At 39.4% G+C, this 25,638-nt stretch carries 25 protein-coding genes; 10 read left to right on the top strand and 15 right to left on the bottom strand.

The features are described from left to right. Positions 1-24: 24 nt before the first annotated feature. From ACXAG7_RS10740 to ACXAG7_RS10725, 4 genes are all read right to left on the bottom strand, one after another. The gene (locus ACXAG7_RS10740; RefSeq protein WP_408045540.1) at positions 25-804 is read right to left on the bottom strand and encodes a DUF3108 domain-containing protein; all 780 of its coding nucleotides are present in this window, start codon (positions 802-804) and stop codon (positions 25-27) included. 92 nt (positions 805-896) lie between these two features. After that, entirely contained in the window at positions 897-1,814 is a 918-nt protein-coding gene (locus tag ACXAG7_RS10735) for a tryptophan 2,3-dioxygenase family protein (protein ID WP_476666802.1), read from the bottom strand. Positions 1,815-2,000: 186 nt separating this feature from the next. Continuing rightward, a complete protein-coding gene (hppD, locus tag ACXAG7_RS10730; RefSeq protein ID WP_408045542.1) occupies positions 2,001-3,161 on the bottom strand; it encodes a 4-hydroxyphenylpyruvate dioxygenase in 1,161 nt (386 codons plus the stop codon). A 116-nt stretch (positions 3,162-3,277) separates the two neighbouring features. Then, a complete protein-coding gene (locus ACXAG7_RS10725; RefSeq protein WP_408045543.1) occupies positions 3,278-4,435 on the bottom strand; it encodes a homogentisate 1,2-dioxygenase in 1,158 nt (385 codons plus the stop codon). A 290-nt stretch (positions 4,436-4,725) separates the two neighbouring features. On the opposite strand from ACXAG7_RS10725, the gene ACXAG7_RS10720 reads away from it, so the two are divergent. The 9 genes from ACXAG7_RS10720 (at position 4,726) to ACXAG7_RS10680 (ending at position 17,138) form a co-directional block, all read left to right on the top strand. Further along, positions 4,726-7,056, top strand: coding sequence for a TonB-dependent receptor domain-containing protein (locus ACXAG7_RS10720; protein ID WP_476666801.1), 2,331 nt, complete (start codon positions 4,726-4,728; stop codon positions 7,054-7,056). 17 nt (positions 7,057-7,073) lie between these two features. Beyond that, the gene (locus ACXAG7_RS10715) at positions 7,074-7,799 is read left to right on the top strand and encodes a DUF4198 domain-containing protein (protein WP_408045545.1); all 726 of its coding nucleotides are present in this window, start codon (positions 7,074-7,076) and stop codon (positions 7,797-7,799) included. A 176-nt stretch (positions 7,800-7,975) separates the two neighbouring features. Beyond that, a complete protein-coding gene (locus ACXAG7_RS10710) occupies positions 7,976-10,384 on the top strand; it encodes a TonB-dependent siderophore receptor (RefSeq protein WP_476666800.1) in 2,409 nt (802 codons plus the stop codon). Positions 10,385-10,581: 197 nt separating this feature from the next. After that, positions 10,582-13,188, top strand: a complete 2,607-nt coding sequence (locus tag ACXAG7_RS10705) for a TonB-dependent receptor domain-containing protein (RefSeq protein ID WP_476666799.1) — start codon at positions 10,582-10,584, stop codon at positions 13,186-13,188. Between the two features lie 78 nt (positions 13,189-13,266). Then, positions 13,267-13,596 carry a hypothetical protein gene (locus tag ACXAG7_RS10700; protein WP_408045548.1) on the top strand — a complete coding sequence of 110 codons (330 nt, stop codon included), beginning with the start codon at positions 13,267-13,269 and terminating at the stop codon, positions 13,594-13,596. Between the two features lie 2 nt (positions 13,597-13,598). Further along, positions 13,599-13,901 carry a hypothetical protein gene (locus ACXAG7_RS10695; protein WP_476666798.1) on the top strand — a complete coding sequence of 101 codons (303 nt, stop codon included), beginning with the start codon at positions 13,599-13,601 and terminating at the stop codon, positions 13,899-13,901. Continuing rightward, positions 13,901-15,958 (top strand): PepSY-associated TM helix domain-containing protein, encoded by a 2,058-nt coding sequence (locus tag ACXAG7_RS10690; protein WP_476666797.1) that lies wholly within the window; start codon positions 13,901-13,903, stop codon positions 15,956-15,958. Before ACXAG7_RS10695 ends, ACXAG7_RS10690 begins: the two co-directional genes overlap by 1 nt. A gap of 2 nt (positions 15,959-15,960) precedes the next feature. Further along, the gene (locus ACXAG7_RS10685; protein WP_476666796.1) at positions 15,961-16,629 is read left to right on the top strand and encodes a class I SAM-dependent methyltransferase; all 669 of its coding nucleotides are present in this window, start codon (positions 15,961-15,963) and stop codon (positions 16,627-16,629) included. Continuing rightward, complete coding sequence (locus ACXAG7_RS10680; RefSeq protein WP_408045552.1) at positions 16,626-17,138, top strand: flavodoxin; 513 nt, start codon at positions 16,626-16,628, stop codon at positions 17,136-17,138. The genes ACXAG7_RS10685 and ACXAG7_RS10680 overlap by 4 nt, the downstream gene beginning before the upstream one ends. Before the next feature lie 40 nt (positions 17,139-17,178). Here the strand turns inward: ACXAG7_RS10680 and ACXAG7_RS10675 are convergent, their stop codons facing one another. The 9 genes from ACXAG7_RS10675 to ACXAG7_RS10635 all read right to left on the bottom strand — a co-directional run bounded on the left by ACXAG7_RS10675 (position 17,179) and on the right by ACXAG7_RS10635 (position 23,204). Continuing rightward, positions 17,179-17,514 (bottom strand): 2Fe-2S iron-sulfur cluster-binding protein, encoded by a 336-nt coding sequence (locus ACXAG7_RS10675; protein ID WP_408045553.1) that lies wholly within the window; start codon positions 17,512-17,514, stop codon positions 17,179-17,181. 20 nt (positions 17,515-17,534) lie between these two features. Beyond that, positions 17,535-18,452 carry a sterol desaturase family protein gene (locus ACXAG7_RS10670; RefSeq protein ID WP_476666795.1) on the bottom strand — a complete coding sequence of 306 codons (918 nt, stop codon included), beginning with the start codon at positions 18,450-18,452 and terminating at the stop codon, positions 17,535-17,537. Between the two features lie 8 nt (positions 18,453-18,460). After that, positions 18,461-19,516, bottom strand: coding sequence for an NAD(P)/FAD-dependent oxidoreductase (locus ACXAG7_RS10665; RefSeq protein WP_408045555.1), 1,056 nt, complete (start codon positions 19,514-19,516; stop codon positions 18,461-18,463). Positions 19,517-19,719: 203 nt separating this feature from the next. Further along, positions 19,720-19,956, bottom strand: coding sequence for a NifU family protein (locus tag ACXAG7_RS10660; RefSeq protein WP_408045556.1), 237 nt, complete (start codon positions 19,954-19,956; stop codon positions 19,720-19,722). Between the two features lie 100 nt (positions 19,957-20,056). Next, on the bottom strand, positions 20,057-21,187 hold the full coding sequence (locus ACXAG7_RS10655; RefSeq protein WP_408045557.1) for an Mrp/NBP35 family ATP-binding protein: 1,131 nt from the start codon (positions 21,185-21,187) through the stop codon (positions 20,057-20,059). Positions 21,188-21,343: 156 nt separating this feature from the next. Further along, positions 21,344-21,676 carry an MGMT family protein gene (locus ACXAG7_RS10650; protein ID WP_408045558.1) on the bottom strand — a complete coding sequence of 111 codons (333 nt, stop codon included), beginning with the start codon at positions 21,674-21,676 and terminating at the stop codon, positions 21,344-21,346. 3 nt (positions 21,677-21,679) lie between these two features. After that, on the bottom strand, positions 21,680-22,291 hold the full coding sequence (locus ACXAG7_RS10645; protein WP_476666794.1) for a hypothetical protein: 612 nt from the start codon (positions 22,289-22,291) through the stop codon (positions 21,680-21,682). An 11-nt stretch (positions 22,292-22,302) separates the two neighbouring features. Next, entirely contained in the window at positions 22,303-22,974 is a 672-nt protein-coding gene (gene trmB, locus ACXAG7_RS10640; RefSeq protein WP_408045560.1) for a tRNA (guanosine(46)-N7)-methyltransferase TrmB, read from the bottom strand. An 11-nt stretch (positions 22,975-22,985) separates the two neighbouring features. Further along, complete coding sequence (locus tag ACXAG7_RS10635) at positions 22,986-23,204, bottom strand: DUF6341 family protein (RefSeq protein ID WP_476666793.1); 219 nt, start codon at positions 23,202-23,204, stop codon at positions 22,986-22,988. A gap of 42 nt (positions 23,205-23,246) precedes the next feature. Between ACXAG7_RS10635 and ACXAG7_RS10630 the strand changes: the two genes are divergently transcribed. After that, positions 23,247-24,152, top strand: coding sequence for a DUF6427 family protein (locus tag ACXAG7_RS10630; protein WP_408045562.1), 906 nt, complete (start codon positions 23,247-23,249; stop codon positions 24,150-24,152). A 6-nt stretch (positions 24,153-24,158) separates the two neighbouring features. Here ACXAG7_RS10630 and upp read toward each other — a convergent pair whose 3' ends face one another. After that, positions 24,159-24,812 carry a uracil phosphoribosyltransferase gene (gene upp / locus ACXAG7_RS10625; protein WP_408045563.1) on the bottom strand — a complete coding sequence of 218 codons (654 nt, stop codon included), beginning with the start codon at positions 24,810-24,812 and terminating at the stop codon, positions 24,159-24,161. A 34-nt stretch (positions 24,813-24,846) separates the two neighbouring features. After that, entirely contained in the window at positions 24,847-25,617 is a 771-nt protein-coding gene (locus ACXAG7_RS10620; protein ID WP_476666792.1) for an alpha/beta fold hydrolase, read from the bottom strand. Positions 25,618-25,638 lie beyond the last annotated feature (21 nt).

The raw sequence follows: 25,638 nt of genomic DNA, 5'->3' as shown, positions 1-25,638 counted from the left end.
TAACAAGCCCTAAACAACTTTCTACTAGTCAACAATGATTTCAAATGGATTTGCAAGACCTTTGTAAGCCTCCAACTCTGCTCTCAGTGAACCTACAGCCAGAGAAGCTTTCATTTTGATCGGTATTTTATTATCGTCGGCAGTAATCCAAACCGTCACACTCTCTTGCGCTTTAAATACGCGTCCTGCCTGTACTAAAGGTCTAAATTTTTGAGTTTTCACCTTCCCAAACTTCGTCTTTAAGGTCTCGTACCCCAAAAACTTCAGTTTAAACGGATAGCTTTTGTCATCGAAAAACATCGAGACGTTAATTTCGTCACCTGTCTTTAAGTTTGTTGTGTTCTGGCTCCTTAAGAAGTAAAAAGTAGAGATCATATCTTGAGGATTCCTCACAGATATCACACTGTCTTTCTGTTTGATAAAATCCTGAACATAGGCCGTGTTATTCTCGTAGTTAAAGGTCACATGGCGTTTCTTTTTGTAGCCTCCTTCATCGATGTCTCGCTTAAACAAATACGGACGTACTTCCGTTGGTGTAAAGTAACTTTCGTAAGTATCGTTCACCTTAAAAAACCAACTGATCATACCAGAAGTCCACCCCTTACCAATGGCGTGGATAACTTTTTTGTTTTTCAGTTGCTCGTCTTTCAATTCTAAAACTGCCGTACCAGCCCGCAAAAACCCACTGTAACTCATCCTATAACGCAGCCACTCTCCACCTTTAAATGGAGTGATTTTTTCTTGAGCAAATCCTTGACGGAACACGAGGCAAGCCAAGAATACTAAAACAGTGATTTTCTTCATAATTATCAAACTTATGAAATTTTCATAACAATTACTGTTCCAAAAATAAAAAACCACCGTTAGCGAAATAACGATGGTTTTTTAAGATAAGGTTAAAATGTTCCCCAGTTTTTGAGTTCTTCTTCGCTCCATAAATACGGAAAGAAAATTCTTCTTTGGTACTTGGGATGTAGGTATTTTCTCCAATTACTACCTCCAGTTGCTTCCAAGGCGGTGTCATCACCTCCCAAATACTTTCCTGCCGCGTTGTAATGTGCCATGACCCATTTCACATTCACGGTATAATCGTAGTGACGCATAGCCTCTATTAAAGCGGAATCTTCACGTACATCCTGAGGTAATTGCTTAAACTTAGACGACAAGTTACAATCGTTGTAATCTTCCATAAAATCGATAAACTCTCCCATGTATTTTTTCTCAAATAACTGTAGGAGGGTCGTTTTTTGACCAGTCGTATAATTCTTACCCGCTGCCTGCCAATACAAGTGATCGTAAGCATTTTTAAACGATGAATCTCTATCAATGGTAGCTCTAAATCGCGCATCGATTAAATTAATCAAATCGGTTGAAGCAAATTCGACCTTGCGATATTGCGCACTTTGAAAACCACTTGCTGGCGTCAAGGTATTTCTGAATTTCAGGTATTGATCTACATCCATTCCGTCTGCCATCACGGTGAAAGAACTGCACAACATATCAAAATATCTACTGATACGCATGAGGTGCTTGGTAAATTTCTCGGCAGTGATTTCATCGGATTTCGCCACCTGATCAATTTCCCAAAGGATCATTTTAAACAACAGTTCATTAACCTGGTGGTACATAATAAACACCATCTCATCAGGCTGTGTAGTTCTTGGAATTTGCAGGCCTAACAAGGCATCCGTTTGGATATAATCCCAATACGTTATAGGCTTACTCCAAAGCAACCCTTCCAACATTGCATCTACTGGAACTCCCAGTTCCTCGTATTTTTCTTCTATGGATTTTAATATATCTTCTTTACTCATAATTTCTAGTACTATTAATTAATCACTCATTCATAAACATTAAACGATGAAGGGTTGTTTACGAGTAAGGAGATTTTATATTTTTATAAGCGAACTTAATGGTATGTACTACTTGTTGTTTCATCAAGACAAAACAAAACCAAGAAATTGGTATTTCTTGGTTTGTATCTATATGGTTATTTCTTCTTATAAGGTTCCTCTTAGTTGCTGTTCTCTCTCGATAGATTCAAACAGTGCTTTGAAGTTTCCAGCTCCAAATCCTCTTGCCCCCATACGTTGAATAATTTCAAAGAACAAGGTCGGTCTGTCTTCTACTGGCTTGGTAAATATTTGTAATAAATACCCTTCTTCATCTGCATCGACTAAGATAGAAAGTTCTTGCAACTTAGCAATATCTTCCTTCATTATTTTCATATGCTCCCCTAAGCGCTCAGGAATCATATCGTAATACGACTGTGGTGGTGGTGGTAAAAACTCCACTCCATTAGCTTTCAACTGTGCTACTGTCTTAATAATATCATCCGTAGCTACGGCAATATGCTGTACACCTTCACCTTCGTAAAAGTCTAAATATTCTTCAATTTGCGATCTCTTAGCAGCCTTGGCAGGTTCGTTGATCGGGAATTTAACACGTCCGTTACCATTACTCATTACTTTACTCATCAAGGCTGAGTATTCCGTGTGAATCTGCTTATCGTCAAACGATAAGAAATTTTCGAATCCCATCACATCTTCATACCATTTTACCCACGTATTCATTTGTCCCCATCCTACATTTCCTACCATGTGGTCAATGTACTTTAGACCTGCACTCGGCGGGTTGTAGTCAGGATTCCAATCCATAAATCCTGGTAAAAATGTCCCTGTATAATTTTTACGTTCTACGAACATGTGCACTGTTTCTCCATAGGTGTAAATTCCAGAGCGCACTACTTCTCCGTGCTCATCTTTTTCAACCGTTGGTTCCATATACGATTTCGCACCTCTTTTGGTCGTTTCCTCCCATGCTGATTTGGCGTCTTCTACCCAAAGTGCAACCACTTTTACACCGTCACCGTGCTTTACTATATGATCGTTGATTGACGATTTACTGTTAAGTGGTGTTGTCAATACCAAACGAATCTTGTCTTGCTTTAATACATAGCTCACTGAATCTTTCGACCCGGTCTCTAAACCTCTGTAAGCTAACGATTGAAATCCGAAAGCCGTTTTATAAAAATGAGCTGCTTGCTTTGCATTCCCTACGTAAAACTCTACGTAGTCAGTACCTAACAAAGGTAAAAAGTCTTGTGCTCCTTCAAATATTTTTTCTAGTCCGTAATTAACTGATTTTATCTCTTTTGACATGTTTTTAAATTTTGTGTGTACGGTATTCTCTACGTATTTCAGAACCCGTGCTATTGTTGTTTTTGTTGCTTCACAAAGAAGGCCTTAGTACTACCTTCTCGTCCTCTTCTACGATCTTACTCTAACCAAGATTTGTAGTAATCCTCATCGGCTATTTTCATGGCCTCTTCTGTAACCATCAACGGTTTAAAAGTATCTACCATCACCGCTAATTCTTCTGTTTCCGTTTTACCGATACTGCGCTCAGCAGCTCCAGGATGTGGGCCGTGAGGAATTCCGGCTGGGTGGAGTGAAATATGCCCAGGAGCAATGTCATTTCTACTCATAAAATCACCGTCTACATAGTACAGTACTTCATCAGAGTCGATGTTACTGTGGTTGTAAGGCGCTGGAATTGAATCTGGGTGATAATCGTACAACCTAGGTACAAAACTACAAATCACAAAACCTGCACTTTCAAAGGTCTGATGGATTGGTGGTGGCAAGTGAATTCTTCCCGTAATTGGCTCAAAATCGTGAATTGAAAAGGCGTAAGGATAATTAAATCCATCATACCCAACAACGTCAAAAGGATGTGAGGCATATACCATTTCGATGATCTCATTTTTCTTCTTAATTTTCATTAAAAAGTCTCCTTTCTCATCGTGTGTTTCCAAGTGTTCTGGCCTGCGAATATCGCGTTCACAATACGGTGAATGCTCTAATAATTGACCAAACCAGTTTCGATAACGTTTAGGTGTATATACTGGGCTATACGATTCTACGATAAACAATCGATTGTCTGTATCGTTAAAATCGAGCTTGTAAATGATACCGCGTGGAATTACGAGGTAATCACCATAGCTGAACTCAATGTTTCCTAACATCGTGCGAAGTGTTCCCGATCCTTTGTGGATGAAAATCACCTCATCAGCATCTGTATTTTTATAAAAATAATCGTCTGTAGAATGTCTTGGTGCCGCTAATATAACATTACAATCGCTATTGGTAAGCACTACTTTTCTACTCGCTAAATAGTCGTCTTGAGGAGCTACTTGAAACCCTCTAAATCGGTACGACTGGATGTTGTTTTCTTTGGCTATTACCGGTGCTACGCTGTACTGTTTTTGTATAGCCTTCACCATGGTTGGGCGGTATACGTGGTACATATTGGTTGACATTCCGTCAAAACCGATGGTACCGAATAATTGTTCGTAATACAATTCGCCATTTTCTTTGCGGAACTGCGTATGGCGCTTGGGTGGAATTTTTCCTAGTTTATGATAAAAAGGCATAATAATATTTTTATGATTTAAAGATTTATGTACTAAACGGGTAGTTAAACCTCCATCACTCAGGGTTCCTCTTTATGAGAAACTTAAGAAGTAATAGTAAACCATCAAAGGGTATACAAGCCATCATAATTAAAATTCTTCTTACAAATATACAGATTTATTCAATCGAGCTAAATTCAATTGTGATTCATTGGCTGCGAAACAATTATTTAAAATTATTCTAAATAAGCTTGGATATACCAAAAAAGACAAATACATTTGCCTTATTTAAAATAATTCTAAATAAATCAATGAAAAACTTACTACTACTGATAGTCTGTGCATTAGGACTATCATCAACATACGCGCAATACAGCGTCCGGGGACGCATTACTGACCAACATTCAACTCCCTTAGAGCACGTTGACATACTCATAAAAAATACGCGGAGAGGAACCATAAGTGATGCTCGTGGTAACTTCAGCATCAACAACCTCTCCAACGGAACCTATACTCTTGTTATTTCAATGGTTGGGTACAACAGCAAGGAAGTACTCTTTTCAATCGACAAAAAATCACACCAACTACCTACTGTTGCTATCCAACCATCAAAAAACGAACTCGACGAAGTCGTTATCGACGGTAACTACAAGAAGACGCAAAAGCCTTCCTCATCACTGCGCTTGCGAACACCCATTCAAAAATTACCGCAGAACATTCAAGTAATTCCTAACGATTTATTAGAAAATCAAATGGTTACCAATATTCTTGAAGGTGCGTTTCGCAATGTAAGTGGTGTTAGTAATATAGAACACTGGGGGCATTTTGCCCGACTAAATATGAGAGGATTCCGACTCCCTGCCTTCCGCAATGGAGTCAATATTCAGGACTCTTGGGGTCCTTTATCAGAGGATGTGTTTATGGTAGATCGCATCGAATTTGTAAAAGGACCTTCAGGGTTTATGATGTCTGCAGGGGAGCCTGGTGGATTTTACAACGTAGTGACTAAGAAGCCTACTACTGAGAAAATTGCTCGTGTTTCTTTTATGGGAGGAAGCTTTGATACCTACCGAGGAGCAGTAGATTTAGGAGGTAGCCTCACCAAAGACCAGCGCTTAACAGCCCGTTTTAATGCAATGTACCAACATACCGGTAGTCACCGAGCCTACGAAACATCGTCACGTGTCGGAATTGCTCCTTCCTTAGCTTATAAAATCAGTGACAAAACCAGTTTTCTCACCGAATTCTCGTATCAAAAAGTCAATACACTGATCGGAGCAGCCTATACTTTTGCTCCTGTAAGCAGTGGCTATGCAAGTGTAGACCGCAACTTTTCAATGGTCGACAGTAATTTCCCTACAACAGATATCAAAGAAGTAAGCTTACTGAACAGAATAACCCATCAATTTAACGACCGATGGTCAGTAGAAGCCCAATACGTTGCCATGAATTACAATCAGGTAGGAGCGTCGGCTTGGATTGTCGCCTTACAAAACAACGGTGACGCCATTCGTTCAGTGGGGATTTGGGATGCCCTTTCTGAGAGTCAATTTTTCCAACTCTACACCAACGGACAATTCAATACCGGGGCTTTTGAACATCATATTATGGCGGGGTTTGACTTTACTGAAAAAGAATACTTTGCCGATTTTAGTCAACGAGGTAGTATGGACAGTCCTAGCCAGCCTTTTAACATCTTTAACCCTACTTATGGAGATCGCGTATTTCCGGTATTTGACAGAAGTACGCCACTAAAAGATCGTGCCAATGTATATACCTATGGAACGAGAATTCGTTCGTTATACGCGCAAGATGAAATCCATTTCCTAAGCAATCGCGTACGGGTAACCTTAGCGGGTCGTTACTCCGAGTTAGTGCCAAAAGACGCAGCAACTATCAGCAAGGTTACCCCTCGCTTAGGAATAAGTGCGGATATTACTCCTCAAATTACTGCCTATGGTTTGTACGATCAATCGTTTTTAGCTCCGACAGGAACACCTAGGCCTGGAGTTACGTTTGATCCGGTGGAAGGGAGCATTTACGAAGTAGGTATTAAAACCCGATTCTTAGACAATCGTATAAGTTCAACGCTTACCGGATACTTCATCACCAAAAACAATCTATCGGTCGCCGACCCTACCAATGCCACCGGTGAGCGCTTTAGTGTACAATTAGGTGAAGTAGAATCAAAAGGGATTGAATTTGACATGAACGCTCAAATAACGGAAGAGCTCAATCTGTTGCTCAATTATGCTAATACCAACGCCAAGGTATCCAAATCACCGTATCCGAACACCGTTGGAAACCGTATTGCTGGTCATGCGAAACACATTACTAACGGATGGTTAAACTATCAATTTAATCCAGCGAGTACCCTTAAAGGATTCGGAATTTCCTTAGGATATCAATATCAAATTGATCGTTCCACTTGGGCTTGGGCCGCTGACAATCAAACCGACCTTCCTGATTATTTCAGACTTGACGGAGCCCTTAGTTGGCAACACAAACAATGGCGAGTTGGAGTAAATGTCAATAACATCCTTAACAAATACTTGTATTCAGGAGCCAACTACAGCCGTTATTTATACTGGCAATCAGAACCGGGAATAAACGGAAGAGTTGCAGTATCCTATTCATTTTAATTACTAATTATAAACCCATGAAAAAATTAATCTTATTGCTACTCCTATTGAGCACCGGACCGCTATTTGCACACTATATCTGGCTAGAGACTCCGAGCAGAGGAACTCTTGATACGCCGCAACTAGTAAAAGTCCGATTTGGTGAGTACACCCACGGAGTTTTGGAAAAAGTAACCGGAAAAAGCTTCCAAAGTGTTAAGGAATTTAGCCTGTGGCTCGTTGATCCGAAAGGAAACAAAACGCCACTTAGAGTAAGTCCATTTGACGATTATTACCAAGCATCCTTTACTCCAAAAATCACAGGGACCTATACCCTAGTTTTGGACAATAAGCATATGGAAGTTTTGGATTTCACCAAACACAACTATACTATTTTTAAACCTCAGTACCACGCAAAAGCAACGGTTACTGTTGGTAATGGTAACAGCAATACAAAGGCTACAAATACGACCAGTATCGAACTCGTTGATCACAGTACTTACTCTAAAAATCCCCAGAGTGAATTGAGCTTGCAAGTATTGTTTAAAGGGAAACCCATGAAAAATCAAAAGGTAAGTATTTTCGCAAAAGACTTATGGTCTAAGGAACTCACAACAGATAGCCATGGAAAAATTACATGCAAACTCCCTTGGGATACTCAGTACACAGTAGAAACCACCTATGAAGAGAAAACTCCGGGTACCTATAAAGGCAAGGAGTACAAACTCATTTGGCACTGTGCTACTTTTTGTATCAAAAAATAAACTCAATCTTAAAATCACTAGCTATTACTAAAGTCTCGAACCTCTGTGTTCGGGGCTTTTTTTTGAAACGAAACCCTACAAGATACAATTTTATTTAAAATAAATCTAAATAAAATTTGTTAATTCAGCTAAAGCCAATACTTTTGCCTTACTTATAAATAATCTAAATAAAAACAATGAAAGGCTTAACAACAGCTATCTTACTCTTAGTAAGCGTAGTGACAACCATGGCACAAGGGGGCATACGGGGAATCGTTACTGACAACAGTAGCAACCCTCTTGTGGGAGTAAACGTAATTATCAAAGGATCTACTACCGGTGTACAAACCGATATCGATGGACACTTCAATATCAAAGCTAGCGCTAATAAAGAAGTTACCTTGGAGTTTTCATATATCGGATTCAAAACGAAAACGGTAAAAGCGCAAGGTGGCGCAAACCTTAATATCGTTCTTTTTGAAGGAAATGAACTGTTAAACGAAGTAACGATTGACACCAACAGACAAAACAAGTTCTCGAGAAAAAAGACAGCCTATGTAGCTAAGTTACCCTTAAAAAACATAGAAAACGCACAAGTTTACAGTACTGTTACCAATCAATTATTAATTTCTCAGTCGGTGGTAAGCTTTGAGGAAGCACTGAACAACTCGACGGGAGTTACCAAACTATGGTCATCTACAGGACGTAGTGGTGACGGTGCTGGATACTACTCTATTAGAGGGTTCTCTGTTCAACCTAAATTAGTAAACGGGGTTCCTGGTATTACCAACGGATTTATCAATCCTGACAATGTAGAGCGCATCGAGGTAGTGAAAGGACCTTCTGCTACGTTGTTCGGTAGTACTGTAACATCATACGGTGGATTAATCAATATCGTTACCAAGAAACCTTACCGAGGAACTGGTGGAAACATCACAGTAGGTGCTGGATCATTTGGTTTTAAAAAATTGACTTTTGACATCAATACGAGCTTAGAAAGCAATGAAAACATCTCTTTACGCGTAAATGCTGGATACCAAACCGAAGATAGTTTCCAAGATGCTGGATTCAGAAAATCTTTATTTTTAGCTCCCTCTTTATCGTATAAAGTGAACGACAAATTGACGTTGAACTTCGGGTATGAAATGTTAAGTACTGATCAAACCAACCAACCCTTCTTATTCTTAAACAGATCGGCACCCTTAGTATTTAAAAACTTAACGCAACTTAACTACGACCGTAACAAATCGTTGACGAGCAACGATGTTTCTATTAAAAACCCAACGCAGAACTACCGCGGAGAGATCGCCTATAAGATTTCTGACCAATGGACTTCTCAAACCTTAGTAGCAGGAGGAAAAGCAAAATCAGATGGGTACTATACCTATTTGTGGAATCCTGCAAACTGGACCAATCCGGCGAATCCTGTAGCACTTCCGGTATTCTCAACCTTCGCACAGCGAACAAACGCCGAAACCAATACATTCAACGTTCAGCAAAACTTCAACGGAGATTTCAAGATCGCAACTGTTCGTAATCGCGTTGTTGTTGGATTTGACTATTTAAGCTCACAAACTATTGACCAGAGTTCAAACTGGAGAGCAGTAAATGCTGTAACCCCACAGGGACAACTAGTAAGTGGTTTACCAGTATCAGCGAGTAATATTTCAGGATTATTAGCAAACGCTGGTAATGTTGATACAGATATCAACCAAAACATCTTAGGTGCTTACGTTTCAGATGTTGTAACGATTATGCCAGGATTGACGGTAATGGCTGGAGTTCGCTACGATCGTTTCAACTACAAAGGAGACGCTAACAACCCTGCTGACGATGCAAAGGAGTACACAAAATCAACATTCTCACCAAAATTTGGAGCGGTATACCAACCGATACTAAACAAACTCTCTGTATTTGCCAACTATCAAAACGGATTCAGCTACGTAAATCCAGAAATCGTACCTGTAAACATCGCTAATCCGGCGGCTGGAACACGTGTACAATCATTTGACTTAGAGCGTGCAAATCAGCTCGAATTCGGTGTAAAAACTAATCTATTTAACAATAAATTAGAAGCGACCGTAAGTGCGTATATGATTGATGTTACCAATAAAGTTATGGGCTTCGGAGCTGCTAAACAACAAGATGGTACTGTAAACAGTAAGGGTATTGAATTAGAAGTAAATGCCAACCCCATAGAAGGATTAAACCTACGCGGAGGATTCAGTTATAACAATGCCAAAGTAACCGTTTCTAAATCTCGTCCTGATTTAGTAGGTAAGCGTTTGGCAGAAGCTGGACCAGAAACGAACTACAACTTCTGGGCAGATTATAAATTCTTAGACGGATTCGCAAAAGATTTCGGTCTTGGATTTGGTTTTATCGGAGCTAGTGACTACGATACCATGGTAGGTTACCCAGCTGTTGGTGAATTTGTGTTACCATCGTACACCGTGTTTAATGCAAGTGTATACTACGAAGTTTCTAAATTCAGAATTAGCGTGAAAGCAAACAACTTAACAGATAAAGAATACTACAAAGGATGGAGTACTATTACTCCACAAGCACCTCGTAGTTTCTTAGGAACTTTAACTTATAAATTCTAATACAGTTTCTCTTAGTTAAATCAAAACGCCTTTCTTTTTTGTGAAGAAAGGCGTTTTTCATGAAATCAATCCTATAAATTACGGAATCTCAATCAGTCACCCAAATATTATTTAAATTTAATCTAAACAAACTTTGTTTTTACTTTTCCTTAAACTACCTTTGCTGTCAATGTTTTAAATAAATCTAAATAAAAACAATGAAAGGAATTGTAAATGCTGTTTTGTTATTCTTTGTCGTCGCGACAAGTTTAGCACAAACGGGGAGGATTCAAGGGACGATTGTTGACAACAGCAACGAACCTTTACCAGGAGTAGCTATTAAACTAGTGGGCTCTAACAAAGGAACTCAAACCGATATCGATGGTAACTTTGATTTGACAAATCTCAACGCAGGAAAGCACCAAATCATCATCTCTTACATCGGATTTAAAACCAAAACAGTTGCGGTAACGGCTCCAAGTACGAACAACACCTTCGTTATTTACGAGGGAAATGAATTGCTACAAGAAGTTCAAGTATCGAGCAGGAATAATAAATTTTCACGTAAGCACACCGCCTACGTTTCGAAATTACCATTACGTGATATCGAAAACGCACAGGTATATTCAACGGTGACCTCTGAACTATTAGATTCACAAATTGTAACGAATATTGACGATGCCTTAAACAATGCTACAGGAATCAGTAAGCTATGGGAAGCTACCGGACGTGCACCAGGAGAGGGTACTGGATACTTCTCTACTCGTGGTTTCGCTACGCAGCCAAAATTAGTAGACGGTATGCCTGGATTTACACTAAGTGCTGTTGATCCTTCTTATATCGAACGTATCGAAGTAATCAAGGGACCTTCAGCTACTTTATTCGGAAGTACGGACACTTCATTAGGAGGGTTGATTAACGTGGTAACCAAAAAGCCTTATGAAGGATTTGGAGGTAGTGTTTCGTATACTTCAGGATCGTTTGGAACTCATCGTGTATCTGCCGATATCAATACCCCATTGGCAAAATCAGGAGGACCTTATTTCAGAGTAAACGCATCATATTTGACGCAAGACAGCTTTCAAGATGCTGGGTTTAGAAAAACGTTTTTCATTGCTCCATCGCTTTCATACCGCGTTAACAACCGTTTAAATTTCTCTGTAGGATTTGAATATGCACGTACCAAGCAAACCAATCCATCTATGTTGTTTTTACGTAGAGGAGCACCTTTGATATCAACCAATATGGACGAGTTAAACTTAGACACTACAAAATCATTCACTTCAAATGATTTGTACTTGACCAGTCCTACTTTTAACACGCGTACCATTGTCGATTATAAGATTTCAGATGAGTGGACTTCTCAAACCGTTTTTGCGAGTAGCTATGCAGAAGCGAAAGGGTACTACCAATACAATATCGACGGAGGAGCACTTGCCATTTTTGGTTTACAGCCCTTCTCTGCAACACCTTTAGGACCAATTGTAAACCCGATGCTTGTTGAAGCAGGAGGCTTATTAGGTACAGAAGCTTTTACGCGCGTTATTGACAAGCAAAACGCGAATGCGACGAACTACAACCTGCAACAAAACTTTATTGGTGATTTCAAGATTGGAGATTTGAGAAACAGAATGGTATTCGGATTAGACTTTGTAAACCGATCTCAACATTCTCGTAACCAAAGTGGGAACCCTGTATTGACTACTACGTCTAACTTCCCAATGCTATTAGGAGCTTTAACAGCTAGTGGTCAAGCGGCAATTACTCAACAATTACAAGCGCAATACCGAGCTTTCCCTTATTTTGATGCGTTTATCAATGCACAAGGAAATGTGATCAACTCTTCGTTTACTCCAGGTGCTACTTACCAGCCTTCAACAGCGAATTTAGAGAATGTATTTAGCAGCGTTCCAGTACGTGATATCAGAACCAATTCAAAGACTTTTGCAGTATACGTATCTGACGTTTTAAACATCACCAAAGAATTAACAGTAAAGGTAGGTCTTCGTTTAGACTACTTTGATCAACAAGGAGATCTCAGTCGTACCGATGACGACTATACTAAAACTACCTTCTCACCAAACTTTGGAGCTGTATACCAAGCGATTCCTAATAAATTATCAGTATTTGCCAATTACCAAAATGGATTCATGAACGTTGATCCAATTATTACAACGGCAGGAACTGACACCTTTAAACCTATCAAAGCAAATCAGTTTGAAGGAGGTGTAAAAACAAACTTCTTCCAAGGAAAACTTAACTTTGGTGCGAGCTACTACCATATCATCGTAAATGATAAAACAGCAAACGACCCAACTGGTGTTTTACTTCCTAGAAGAATTGACTTAAAAGAAGTAGTGAGTAAAGGAGTAGAATTTGAACTCAATGCCAATCCGTTTGACGGATTAAACATTAGAGGTTCGTACTCGTACAACGACACGCGTGTGACGGATGCTTATAGTCAAATTAAAAAACGTGAAGTTACTGAGCTTTTAGACAGAAGACCAGAAGAGTCAGGTCCTCAAAATTTATACAACTTCTGGGCAGACTATAAATTCCAAGAAGGTTCTTTCCTCGAAAACGTAGGAATTGGAGCTGGATTTAACGGAGCATCTTCGCACAAAACCATCAACAACGCAGTATCAGGAGTATTTACCTTACCGAGTTATACCGTGTTTAATACCGGAGTTTACTACGATGCTAAAGACTTTAGAGTAGGATTAAAAGTGAACAACTTAACCGATAAAACCTACTTTACAGGTTGGAGTACTATCAATACACAAGCTCCGAGAGCTTTCTTAGGAACCCTGACCTATAAATTTTAACATGTATCTAAATTGAATAATAGCTCAAAGGCTCTGGACAATTCGTTGTTCAGAGTCTTTGTATTTAAAAACTAACATATGATAACCCTACTTGTCTTATTTAGCTTGCTCAGCTCTTATGCTTTTTATCACACCTCCCAAAAAGCGCAACTTTCAAATTCCAACAGCGTATCGGTGTGGTTACAAAAACACACTACGCTAGCCAAGGCTATTGGAATTGCCTGCTTAATCATAGCGGCCATTTTAGCTATAGCGAGCATGGGCCTCACTTCAGGTACACTGTTAGGCCTGATGTTATTTTCCATTATTCTGAGCTTGGTCATTGTCCTAACCCCATTAAAAATCATCGGATTTAAACAACTGTTAGGGCTGTTTCTATTTATTATCATCCTTGAAATTTTACTATAACGATGCCCGCAAATCCTAAATACCTGAATAAGTCACCTTGGCAACAAGGTGCAAAAATTACAGCAGGCCTAATTGGAGGCTACTGTATAAGTGCTCTGCTACACATGATCTTGGCGCTAGTACTCCCCTTTCACCAAGAAGTACTCGTAGCGTCGATTGTAACCCTATTTTTAGTATGGTGTACCTTGATGATTATCCCTTACCTCTTTGATAATGGTTGGAAAGTTTGGGGACTCTACCTCATCATCATCGCCCTACTCTACACCCTCTATCTTTTTTGTAACCATAACAACCCATTTCTATAATGAGCAACAGAAACTACAATGTATTTTTCAATACACATACCGTGAGCGGTATTGTGATAAGTATTGCGTTGTACGTCATCTTTTTTGCAGGAGCTTTTGCTTTGTTTAAAGGAGAAATCCAAATTTGGGAAGAAGGAAAAACCCTGAGCTATACCGAAAGAAAAAGTATTGATTACGACAAATTACTCAACCACCTAGACCAGCAACACGAACTGACTGGGAGGGATATACAAATTAATTTAAACGAACACAGCGATCATATTTACAGTTATTTACTACCTAGTAAAGATTCGCTGGCTAGCGAAAAAGGAAAAACATCGCAATACCTGTACACCGATATAAACAACGGTACCAGCAAAAACTACAATGAACAATACAGTCTAGGTGAATTTTTATTTCGACTTCACTTTTTTCATCAGCTCCCATCCATAGGAGTCTATCTCGCAGGTTTTGTATCCTTATTCTTTTTATTTGCCATTGTCACCGGAGTCATAGTCCATTGGAAAAAAATCATCCCCAATTTTTACGCGTTCAATCCGAAAGTTATATTAAAACGCGTTTGGACCGATGCTCATACTGCACTTGGAGTCGTTGGACTTCCCTTCCAGTTTATTTTCGCTGTTACGGGTGCATATTTTGCCATCAGCATCTTGGTTTTAGTCCCAGCGAACTTTTTGTATAACGGAGATCAAGCCAAACTCCTAGAAGATTTACGACCAGAAAGAAAAGCCTATCAATGGGAATCGAGAAGTGAGCAAGCTCTTCCGAGTTTTAATGAATTTGCTCAAAAGGCCGCCCAACAATGGGAACACTTCCACCTTACAGATGCCTATATTAAAAATTATGGCGGCACCAATATGAAGTACGTTCTTCTCGGAGAAATGCACAGCGACCATCGTTTTGTCGGTATCGGGCGCATCAGTTACGACGCACGTACCGGTACCGTAGAGGAAGTAAAAAATCCGACAGAAGCCGATTTTAAAGAAGACTTTCAAAAGGTGGTGAGCAGACTGCACTTTGCCGATTACGGAGGAATTCCGATGAAAATCATCTACTTCATCATGGCCTTAATCACCTGCTTCGTCATCATCACGGGAGTTCTTATTTGGGTAGAAGCTCGAAATAAAAAGAGCATGAGTCTTCGCCAACGCTTGTACACTGCCAAAGTTGGTCATATTTACCTAGCCATGTGTTTAAGCCTGTTACCAGTAACAGCTCTGGCTTTCTTATTTGTCAAGCTGAGCACAGGAGCATTCCTAGATAAACAATCGGCTATTTATTACTTTTTCTTTGGAACTTGGCTCGTATTCACCCTGTTCTTCCGATTCAAACGCAACAATTTTTTCACCAACAAATGGAGTCTATTACTCGGTGCCATTTTCGGGTTTCTCGTTCCGATAGCCAATGGAATTGTTTCTGGCAATTGGTTGTGGACAACATTTAGCCAAGGACAGTTCGATATCTTAATGGTAGACGTACTCTGGCTTATTATTGCGAGTACTTCCCTGGTGGTTTATTTCAAAATTAAACCGGAAGTCCAGGAACAGAGTGCCTTTACAAAAACCCCAATCGATTACAACAACATAAAAACTTTATTAAAAGAAGAAGATGAGGCGCGAAAAAAAGCGACTGCTTCTGAAATATTAACTGATATAAATTACATACCTATGAGAACTAAAATATCCCTTTTATGGATCTTTATTGCCATTGGATTCATCTTTCATCACGTTTATGGCTTAGCTACCGTATACTTCAAAGAATCTGTGCTTATGGAAGGCGCTACCGGAGAAACCCCAATGTGGGCACATCAATGGAGAATTGCCATGGAAGGACTTGCCTTGACCTTTGGTTTATTGAGCTTAGAAGTACAAAAGAAATGGTTTATCACGACCTCTTTAGTTTGGGCGATTATCTTGGGTATTTTTAACCTTTACCACGTCATTACTGCTGTTATTTACGAAGCTTCTAACCTTTCAGAGATCTTAGTATTACTGCTGTTGGTAATAGCGAATGCCTTTCTTATTAAAAACATTACTACTTGGCGTAAAGAACAATAAGTATGAAACCAACTCAAGAGAATTTCAAGCTGTTAGAGCAACAACTCAGCTGCCCGGAAGGTACCGAAGGCATTGAGGTTGCAAAGACAATGAATCTTACCAATATTTCGATGACAAGGGCTAGTATGGATGCTTTAAGGCTTCCTAAGGGATCGAATATCTTGGAAATAGGGCATGGCAATTGCGGACATTTATCGCAGTACTTTCAGCTGTTTGACCAGCCTAAATTTTACGGTTTGGAAGTTTCAAAAACCATGTATCAAGAAGCACTGAAATACCGAGACCAATTGGAGCTACTGCCAACGCAAGCGGCTTTCTATGTCTACGACGGAACTCAGCTGCCTTTTGAAAACAACAGCATGGATGCCATTCTCAGTGTAAACACCTTGTATTTCTGGCAAAACCCACAGGAGTTTTTAAAAGAAATCTCAAGAGTGCTCACAACACAAGGGAGCTGCATTATCAGTTTTGCCTTACGAGCTTTTATGGAAGACCTCCCTTTTGTTCGCGATAAATTTACGCTGTATTCTCTTGAGGAATTTAAACAATTACTCGTAAATTCTCCATTGCAATTAGCATCGAGTACTACAATTACAGAACAGGTAAAAAGCAAATCGGGAGACCTCGTACATCGCGAATTTGCTGTTGCCACTTTAACACAACGCATATGAACACAATAGGATTAATATATGGGTCCGATACGGGTATGACGGAGGAAATTACTCATAGTATCGTCGATAATTGGACCGCTTCGGAGATTGACGTAATGGAAGTTACCAATGTAAGCGTTGCCGACTTCGAAAAATACGACACATTACTACTAGGACTTTCTACCTGGTATGACGGCGATTTGCAAAGTGACTGGGAAAGTTATTACGACGAATTTAAAACAGTGAACTTTTCAGGAAAAACTGTTGCGATCTTTGGTTTGGGTGACCAGTATGGCTACGGTGAATATTTTATTGACGGTGTTGGTATGCTGGCAGAGGTAGTACTTGCCAATGGTGGAAAAATTATAGGACATTGGCCTATAAAAGACTACGACTTTTCTGAATCAAAAGCTGAAATCGAAGGACAAGGACTTTTTTATGGTCTTGCCTTAGATGAAGACAATGAACCAGAACTCACCCAAGAGCGCTTAACCACCTGGTTAGACCAATTAGCGAAGGAATTACAATAAGTACATAAAAAAAGCTGATAGCAATGCTATCAGCTTTTTTTTAACTCTCTGGCGCCAACTCGACTTCCAATCCGTCGAGCTCAGGTGTCATTTGAATCTGACAGCCCAATCGGCTATTATCTTCTACGTAAAAGGCCTCTGCCAACATCGCATCTTCATCATCGGTCATTTCAGGCAATTCGTGATCTGACTTTACATAACACTGACAGGAAGCACACATGGCCATACCGCCGCATATTCCGATCGTTCCTTCGGGTGCCAGTTCATACGAACGAACCACCTCCATTAAATTCATAGCCATATCCGTAGGAGCCACCACCTCGTGGGTTACTCCTTCTCTGTCTGTAATTTTTATGTTAATATCCTGCGTATCCATAAGTAGCTATTAACTTTTGTTTATTGATTTGTCGTTTGTTTTTGCTCTTCTTCAAATAGCTTTTTTCTGAGGACTTTTGCCCTTTTATCTTCTCCATCATGAGTCCATCCTGGAGAATTAAAAATATAATTGAGTTTATCACTCCACTTTTCAGCGCGCTGTACATCTTTCCAAATAGCTGTGTATTCATGGCTTGCTACTGTTATAGGATTGAAGGTTTCTATGTTTACCGTCAATCCGTATTGAGGAGCATCAATCTCTTTCAACTCTTCTGAAAAAGTACCAAACATACGATCCCAAATGATCAGTATTCCAGCGTGGTTGCAGTCTAAATAGCGAATATTGGACGCGTGATGTACGCGGTGATGTGATGGAGTATTAAAAATAAACTCTATAGGTTTCGGCAGTTTATCTACCAGTTCGGTATGTACAAAGAACTGATAAATCAAGCTCACCCCCATCATGGTAAACATCATCAAAGGATCAAAGCCCAAAAGGGGAATCCAAATCCAAAAGAAAAATTTGTGAACGCGTTCACCAACACCTTGACGCAGCGCAGTTCCTAAATTCATATAAATAGACGAGTGGTGTGGTACATGACCTGCCCAAAATAAACGCACCTCGTGGTTTAATCGATGAAACCAATAGTACGATATATCATCAGCAAAGAACAACAATAACCAAGCCCACCACTGACGTTGTACTACGTCTTTTAGTGGGCTTAGCTCGTGCAAATAGAAAAATAGAACAAAGGCCAAAACTTTGGGCACAAATTCAACTACAGCTGAAAAAACCATCATTAAGAGCGATACGGTTGTATCTTTACCATGGTACTTTTCCCGAGCAATTTTATACTCGACAATCATACAGATAAAAAATAATGGTAGTGCGAAATAAAGTAGTTTGTCTTGAGATAATTGTTCTATGTATTCTATCATAAAATAAGTTAGTTTATTGCTTTAACAACGGCTTTAGGAGCCTCTTTCTTTGTTCCGTCAAATCCAGTAACACCACCAACAGTAGTGTACTTCATCACGTATTTTTTATCTGGGTGAATACGTTGGTACGCACTCTGACACATCAAGGTCGCTTCGTGGAATCCACATAAAATTAACTTCAATTTCCCAGGATAGGTATTGACATCACCAATCGCATAGATTCCAGGAATATTGGTTTGATAATCCAGTGCATTGTTCACCTTAATGGCATTCTTTTCTATTTCCAGTCCCCAGTCGGCAATAGGCCCTAATTTTGGTGCTAAACCGAAAAGTGGTATGAAGTGATCTGTCTTTAAAGTAACTGGCTCTTGTCCTTTTTGTTCTACCAGTACGCCTTCAACTTTACCATCCCCTACAATTCCTTTTACTTCTGCCGGAGTGATTAGAGTAATCTTACCTGCATCTTTTAACTCCTGTACCTTATCAACAGAATCCAAAGCTCCTCTAAACTCATTTCTTCTGTGAATCAAGGTTACCGACTTTGCCACGTCAGTCAAGAAAATAGACCAGTCTAAAGCTGAGTCTCCACCTCCGGCAATCACTACGTCTTTATCGCGGTAGAGTTCAGGTTCTTTAATCATGTACTCCACTCCTTTATCTTCGTAATCAGCGATGTTAGGGATCGGTGGTTTTCTAGGCTCAAAACTTCCCAATCCACCGGCAATTGCTACTACTGGTGCATGGTGTTTTGTTCCTTTATTCGTGGTTACTATAAACGAACCATCTTCTTGTTTTTCAATAGTATCGGCACGTTCTCCTAGCGTAAAACCTGGCTCAAACTGCTTAATTTGCTCCATTAACTTATCTGTTAAATCACCTGCTAAAATTTCAGGATAAGCAGGGATGTCATAGATGGGTTTTTTAGGGTAAATTTCCGAGCACTGACCTCCGGGTTGAGGCAAGGCATCGATAAGGTGACAGCGAAGTTTTAACAATCCGGCTTCAAAAACCGTAAACAGTCCTGTAGGACCCGCTCCAATAATTAATATATCTGTTTTTATCATTATACTAGTTCAAAAAATATTTTCTTTTTTATACGGAGATTCCTGTCTCACAACGTAAAACAGGAATATCTAGTCTGCACAGTAAGGTGCTAGCCGTTTTTTGTCACTTGTAAAAAAGCGACCTAGTATTTTAAAAACACGAACACCCCACCAATTTCCAAAATTACAAAGTAACTGGTGCTTTTTAGCTGACAATTATCAGCTTAGGCTACATTAATTACTTCTTTAATTTCTGGTGCGTATTTTTTAATAGTTGCTTCTACTCCATTTTTTAAAGTCATCTGATTCACTGAACATCCGCTGCACGCTCCTTCCAACTGAACCTTTACCACTTCATCTTCGATAGAAAGTAATTTGATATTACCTCCATCACTGATTAAAAATGGACGAATTTCCTCTAAAGCCTTTTCTACATTATTTTTAATTTCTTCTGACGCCATAATAGCCCCTACTTATACTCTTTTTCAAAAGTTACTCAAACCGGGTTTTTTGAGTATTGTTGTTTAACTATATCACGTTATTCTTTACAAAGAAAGAATGTTATTTTGTACTACATCCACTCATCGTCGTAATTCGAACGATTTCTGTTGGAGGCAAGTTCGCATTTCTCTTCAGTAATTGCGATACCATTTCTTTGGTAACGTCTGTAAATGCCTCTGACAAAGGTGTATTTTCTTGCAGTGCTACAGGATGCCCTACATCACCAGCCTCGCGTATACTTTGAACCAAAGGAATTTCTCCTAAGAACGCCGTATCAATATCCTCTGCCAAGTTCTTTGCTCCCCCTTGACCAAATATGTAATATTTATTGTCAGGAAGCTCTGCTGGCGTAAAATACGCCATGTTTTCAACAATTCCTAATACTGGAACATTGATACTCTCTTGTTGGAACATCGCTACTCCTTTTTTAGCATCTGCCAAGGCAATATTTTGAGGTGTACTTACCACTACAGCTCCGTTAATTGGCACTGCTTGTACAATAGATAAATGTACATCACCTGTACCTGGAGGCAAGTCGATTAATAAGAAATCTAACTCTCCCCAATCAGCATCAAAAATCAACTGATTTAAAGCTTTCGAAGCCATAGGTCCTCTCCAAATAACCGCTTGACTAGGATTGGTAAAGAAACCGAGTGATAACAATTTCACCCCGTAATTTTCTACAGGCTTCATTTTTGATCGACCGTTGCTGTTTACCGCCAATGGTTTTTCGCGTTCAACGTCGAACATAAGATGCTGAGACGGACCGTAAACATCTGCGTCTAAAACCCCAACTTTAAAGCCCATTTTCGCTAAAGACACCGCCATGTTTGAAGTGATCGTAGATTTTCCTACTCCTCCTTTTCCAGAGGCTACAGCGATGATGTTCTGAATATTTGGAATTTCTTTCCCTCGAATCTGATTCGGATTCTCCTTAGCAGCCACTTCCACTTTTACATTCACCTTTACATCGATCTTTTGATCAACGTGCTCGTGAATCGCCTTCATGATTTCCACTTCGACTTTTTTCTTCGCCTGTAACGACGGATTACCGATGGTTACATCCACGATAACCTCATTTCCAAAAGTCACTACATTTGTAACATTCTCATTTTCTACTAGACTTTTCCCTTCACCAGGAGCGGTAATGGTTTCTAGCGCCTTGTATATATCTTGTTTCTTAAAACTCATTTGCTTCACGTTTAGCCTCAAAAGGCTTCCTGTTTTAAATCGATTCTACTAAAGTACAAAGATACGCTTTAGTGCTTAGAAAATAAAGTGTTTAAATAGTGAAAATTTATGGATGCATAAACCCAATTTATACCAAAAACAGTAGTAAACAGCCCCTTAGAGTTCCTTTGCAGGATCCCAAAACAACTGATCGAAGTCTCGGATTTGATTATCGACGATGACTACGCCTTCGCTCTCCAGTAACTGCTGCATTAAATTGGTTCCTTGAAAATGGTGTTTTCCCGTCAAAATTCCTTTTCTGTTCACTACCCTGTGCGCTGGCACCTCTTCTTCTTGTTTATGGGAGTTATTCATGGCCCAGCCTACCATGCGTGCAGAGCGAGCAGCTCCTAAATACTTGGCTATGGCCCCGTAGCTCGTCACTCTTCCGTAAGGAATAAGCCTCGCCACAACATAAACACGGTCAAAAAAATTAGTTGAATTTTCCATGGACTAAAAATACAATTTTACAGCGTAGTAGACAGCCACAATTCCTGTCAGTACTCCAATCCCCAAGGTAAAAAAGCGCAATAATTTGGCAAGGTTTTCTTGAAATTTATCCGCGATAAAAACGTAATTATACAATACTGCTAACACCCCGATAGCCGCTCCTAAAGCAAAGAACAACACCGAATACAAGTCGCGCATCAACCATCCGTAGGACATGTACAATTTAAATTCTACAATAAAAAAAGGAATGGCGAACATATTGATCAATGAAAGCATCAAACCCAGTATAAAACTATTGATCCCTTTAGTTTCTTTGGAAATTTCTTTAGTAGTCCATCCTTTGTACAAGAAAAGCACTGAAATCACCCCCAGTACAAGGACCCCAACTTTTTGCAATGCGCGCAATAAGAATTGTTGTTCCTGTAGCAAACCTGAAATAAAAACAGCTGTAAACACCTGCAGTAAAACCACCAACGATACTCCCCAAACAAATTTATGGGCTTCTCCTTTGTTTTTACTAATACAGAGTTTACTCGCAGTTATATTTAACATGCTCGGAGGTAAATATCCGAGATAAGACGTCACAAAGCCTAACAACAAATGCGACCACATCATAATGAGCGTTTTTAATACTTTACTCTAAATTTGACGTAGGTAATTGGCTTTCCTTGCGCTAAGTATTGCGATTCGTAAAAAGTTTGTGTATTGATCACTTCTTCGGGTGAGTAGTGATTTTTATAAACATCGTGATTTGCATGTAAAATTTCATGACCTTCTCCGTGGAGTAAGCCCAAAGTATAGCCATGCATAAACTCACTGTCCGTTTTTAAGTTTACCGTTCCTTCTTCGTTTAAAATACCGTGGTATTTTTTTAAGAATTCAGAATTCGTCAAACGGTGTTTTGTTCTTTTGTATTTGATTTGAGGATCTGGGAAGGTGATCCAAATATCTGAGACCTCATTCTCTGCGAAAATAAAATCTATCAATTCTATTTGGGTACGAATAAAGGCCACATTAGACATTTCGTTTTCGATAGCCGTTTTGGCCCCTCTCCAAAAGCGAGCTCCTTTGATATCGATTCCAATAAAATTTTTGTCTGGATTTTTTTCCGCTAAGGCAATCGTATATTCTCCTTTACCACACCCCAATTCCAAAACTATCGGATTGTCATTACCAAAGAAAGTATTCCACTTTCCTTTGTACTTGAAATCACCGACAACTTCTTCACGAGTGGGTTGAATAACGTTACTAAACGTCTCATTTTCTCTGAAACGTTTTAATTTATTTTTACTTCCCAATATGTGTAGAATTAAGCTCTGTCTTCTGTTCCTTCTCTCTTAAATCGGAAACACTCGTTCATCCAATATCCTAAAATAGCGATAAGAACTACTAAGAAAACCCAGTTCAACGCATTTGAAGTCCACCAACCTCCGTCAGCCTTTGCTACGGTTAAACGCAAATACTGGAATGGCATTAATATTACTTCAAATAAATCTCCAATTAATCTAAAAATATTTAATCCTAACATAACTTGATTATCTTTACGTTTGCAAAAATATAAAAAGAATCGATGTTAGCCAATTTTTTCAGCAAATCTAAACCGGTAAACTTTATAGTGCTCTTTTTAGTGTTTCTTTGCTATTATTGTATCACTGTATTCGGCAAAAACCTTGGAGTTTTAGGCATTACCCAGGAAATTTTCTGGTTTATCGTCGTGTTTTCCATCGTTAATTTTATCATAGTAAAGAACGAAGTGACCTTTGACAATTCGTACGCATTTTTATTTTACGTGCTCTTATTGGGGTTTTTCTTAACGAAAATTCAAATCAATTCACTCTTCTATGCCAACATCACAACCTTACTTTTTTTAAGAAAAGTATACAGTTTACAAACGGGAAAAAAAATCATACACAAGTTGTTTGACGGTGGCTTATGGCTGGGAATTTCTTTTATTATCGAACCTACCACCATCGTATTTGCTCCGTTGTTATACGCTTCTATTTATTTGCATCACCGCTTAACGCCTCAAACCTTAACCATCCCCGTTTTAGGTTTTATTCCGCCAGTATTACTCTATTTCACCTATCATTTCTGGTATGATAATACAGGCGTATTCCAGGAGTTATTCTTTTGGTCATTCAATCTTAAGTTTCATTTATACCAATCGAGCTCCTTCTTGTTTACGATGGTTTTTATTGGCATTTTTACCGTATTTGCCACGTTTATGAAAACCCCCAGAGCTTTGGCTGTACTCAACAAGTTTAGGCGAAATTGGATTTTGGTACTCCTCCATATCACCATTGCTGGAATAGTATTTCTATTAATTCCAAAAAAAACGGGAATGGAGTTTTTGTTTCTCCTATTCCCGACTTCTGTTATATTAGCTAATGGCCTAGAGCTCATCCAAAGAAAATGGTTGGCAGACCTTTATATCATTCTTTTTATTGTGGGTTCCATCGTGGCTATCTCACTGTAAAGGTACTTATAACTTAACCCCGTAAGCCAAATCACCAGCATCTCCTAATCCTGGCACTATATACCCTTTGTCATTCAATTCAGGGTCAATAGCAGCAATCCACAATTCTGTTTCTTCAGGGAATGCCTCACGAATGAGTGCCACCCCTTCTTCCGAACCAATTACAGATACGATGTGTATCTTTTTAGGTGCCCCGTATTTTTTTATTGCCTCGTATACCGCTACTAACGACTTCCCGGTTGCTAACATCGGATCGATCAATAAAAGATTTTTATCATTGATATCAGGAGAAGCAAAGTACTCCACAACAATTTCAAAGGCCTCGTCGTTATTGGGGTGATGTCGGTAAGCCGAGATAAAAGCATTCTCTGCGTCATCGAAGTAATTTAGCACTCCATTGTGCAAGGGTAATCCCGCTCTCAATATAGAACACAATACTACATCGCTCTTTGGTAGTGCGGTTTCTTTAATTCCTAAAGGAGTTTGAATTCCACTAGAATCATAAGAGAGTGTTTTACTCAATTCATAACTCAACACTTCTCCAATTCTTTCGATGTTCCTACGAAAACGCATGGCATCTTTTTGGATATCCACCGATCTAATTTCAGCTAAAAATTTATTTACTATAGAATTTTCTACAGACAAATGATGTACCTTCATATAATTAATTTGTGCTGCAAAGTTACTAGAAATTTTATTTAAGAAAATTGTAAATCAGCTCTGTAATGAGTTTGGGGTGTTCAATAACACTCATATGCCCCCCTTCCAACTCGGTAACGGCAGCTTGTACCTCAGTAGCCTCTGCTTGCAATCTATTCGAACACAACACTGTGTCAGCTTTAGAAAAGACCATTAGTTTTCGTGGGACCTCACTAAAAACACGACTGGTATTCTCTCGTAATTTCATCCCTTCATTCGCTGCGATGTATCCGCGAACTCCCATATCGAGTGCTTCTTTACAGAGCTGCTGTATTTGTGCATTAAAACGTTTTTTACCAGCAGTATCAAACAGCTGATCAATAGAGGTTTTTACCAAAAGTGGATAATTCCTCTTTGCTGTTTTACTCGCTCTATCTCTCACGTTTTTTCGCGCCTCACTATCAGGTGAGGAGGTAGAGTTTACCAAACAAAGCGCTGTGACCATTGTCGGTTTCAGTGCAGCGAGGGCCAAAGCGACATAGCCCCCCATCGAGTGTCCTACGAAAGCTGCTCGCTCTATCGACAACACATCCAATACCGCACAAACGGCTTGCGCCATCTCTTCCATGCGATGGACATACCCAACACATTCGGTCTTTCCATGGCCTAAAAGATCTATACAAATCACACTATGGCTTGCTGACAGATACGGAACTACTTCTTGCCACATTGACGAAGTCTCTAAAAACCCGTGCAATAGCACCACTGGAGCACCCGTACCTGTTACCGTATAAAAAACCGCAGCCTCTTTATATCTCGCTATCATTTTTAGTGTATATTCGACAAA

It is taken from the genome of Tenacibaculum sp. AWR4_210, from assembly GCF_056160945.1.
This window is presented reverse-complemented; position numbering and strand designations above follow the sequence as displayed.

Excerpts from the sequence above, each read along its gene's own strand:
- ACXAG7_RS10740 (WP_408045540.1), bottom strand. The coding sequence starts at position 804 with ATGAAGAAAATCACTGTTTTAGTATTCTTGGCTTGCCTCGTGTTCCGT.
- ACXAG7_RS10735 (WP_476666802.1), bottom strand. The coding sequence starts at position 1,814 with ATGAGTAAAGAAGATATATTAAAATCCATAGAAGAAAAATACGAGGAA.
- hppD (WP_408045542.1), bottom strand. The coding sequence starts at position 3,161 with ATGTCAAAAGAGATAAAATCAGTTAATTACGGACTAGAAAAAATATTT.
- ACXAG7_RS10725 (WP_408045543.1), bottom strand. The coding sequence starts at position 4,435 with ATGCCTTTTTATCATAAACTAGGAAAAATTCCACCCAAGCGCCATACG.
- ACXAG7_RS10720 (WP_476666801.1), top strand. The coding sequence starts at position 4,726 with ATGAAAAACTTACTACTACTGATAGTCTGTGCATTAGGACTATCATCA.
- ACXAG7_RS10715 (WP_408045545.1), top strand. The coding sequence starts at position 7,074 with ATGAAAAAATTAATCTTATTGCTACTCCTATTGAGCACCGGACCGCTA.
- ACXAG7_RS10710 (WP_476666800.1), top strand. The coding sequence starts at position 7,976 with ATGAAAGGCTTAACAACAGCTATCTTACTCTTAGTAAGCGTAGTGACA.
- ACXAG7_RS10705 (WP_476666799.1), top strand. The coding sequence starts at position 10,582 with ATGAAAGGAATTGTAAATGCTGTTTTGTTATTCTTTGTCGTCGCGACA.
- ACXAG7_RS10700 (WP_408045548.1), top strand. The coding sequence starts at position 13,267 with ATGATAACCCTACTTGTCTTATTTAGCTTGCTCAGCTCTTATGCTTTT.
- ACXAG7_RS10695 (WP_476666798.1), top strand. The coding sequence starts at position 13,599 with ATGCCCGCAAATCCTAAATACCTGAATAAGTCACCTTGGCAACAAGGT.
- ACXAG7_RS10690 (WP_476666797.1), top strand. The coding sequence starts at position 13,901 with ATGAGCAACAGAAACTACAATGTATTTTTCAATACACATACCGTGAGC.
- ACXAG7_RS10685 (WP_476666796.1), top strand. The coding sequence starts at position 15,961 with ATGAAACCAACTCAAGAGAATTTCAAGCTGTTAGAGCAACAACTCAGC.
- ACXAG7_RS10680 (WP_408045552.1), top strand. The coding sequence starts at position 16,626 with ATGAACACAATAGGATTAATATATGGGTCCGATACGGGTATGACGGAG.
- ACXAG7_RS10675 (WP_408045553.1), bottom strand. The coding sequence starts at position 17,514 with ATGGATACGCAGGATATTAACATAAAAATTACAGACAGAGAAGGAGTA.
- ACXAG7_RS10670 (WP_476666795.1), bottom strand. The coding sequence starts at position 18,452 with ATGATAGAATACATAGAACAATTATCTCAAGACAAACTACTTTATTTC.
- ACXAG7_RS10665 (WP_408045555.1), bottom strand. The coding sequence starts at position 19,516 with ATGATAAAAACAGATATATTAATTATTGGAGCGGGTCCTACAGGACTG.
- ACXAG7_RS10660 (WP_408045556.1), bottom strand. The coding sequence starts at position 19,956 with ATGGCGTCAGAAGAAATTAAAAATAATGTAGAAAAGGCTTTAGAGGAA.
- ACXAG7_RS10655 (WP_408045557.1), bottom strand. The coding sequence starts at position 21,187 with ATGAGTTTTAAGAAACAAGATATATACAAGGCGCTAGAAACCATTACC.
- ACXAG7_RS10650 (WP_408045558.1), bottom strand. The coding sequence starts at position 21,676 with ATGGAAAATTCAACTAATTTTTTTGACCGTGTTTATGTTGTGGCGAGG.
- ACXAG7_RS10645 (WP_476666794.1), bottom strand. The coding sequence starts at position 22,291 with ATGATGTGGTCGCATTTGTTGTTAGGCTTTGTGACGTCTTATCTCGGA.
- ACXAG7_RS10635 (WP_476666793.1), bottom strand. The coding sequence starts at position 23,204 with ATGTTAGGATTAAATATTTTTAGATTAATTGGAGATTTATTTGAAGTA.
- ACXAG7_RS10630 (WP_408045562.1), top strand. The coding sequence starts at position 23,247 with ATGTTAGCCAATTTTTTCAGCAAATCTAAACCGGTAAACTTTATAGTG.
- upp (WP_408045563.1), bottom strand. The coding sequence starts at position 24,812 with ATGAAGGTACATCATTTGTCTGTAGAAAATTCTATAGTAAATAAATTT.
- ACXAG7_RS10620 (WP_476666792.1), bottom strand. The coding sequence starts at position 25,617 with ATGATAGCGAGATATAAAGAGGCTGCGGTTTTTTATACGGTAACAGGT.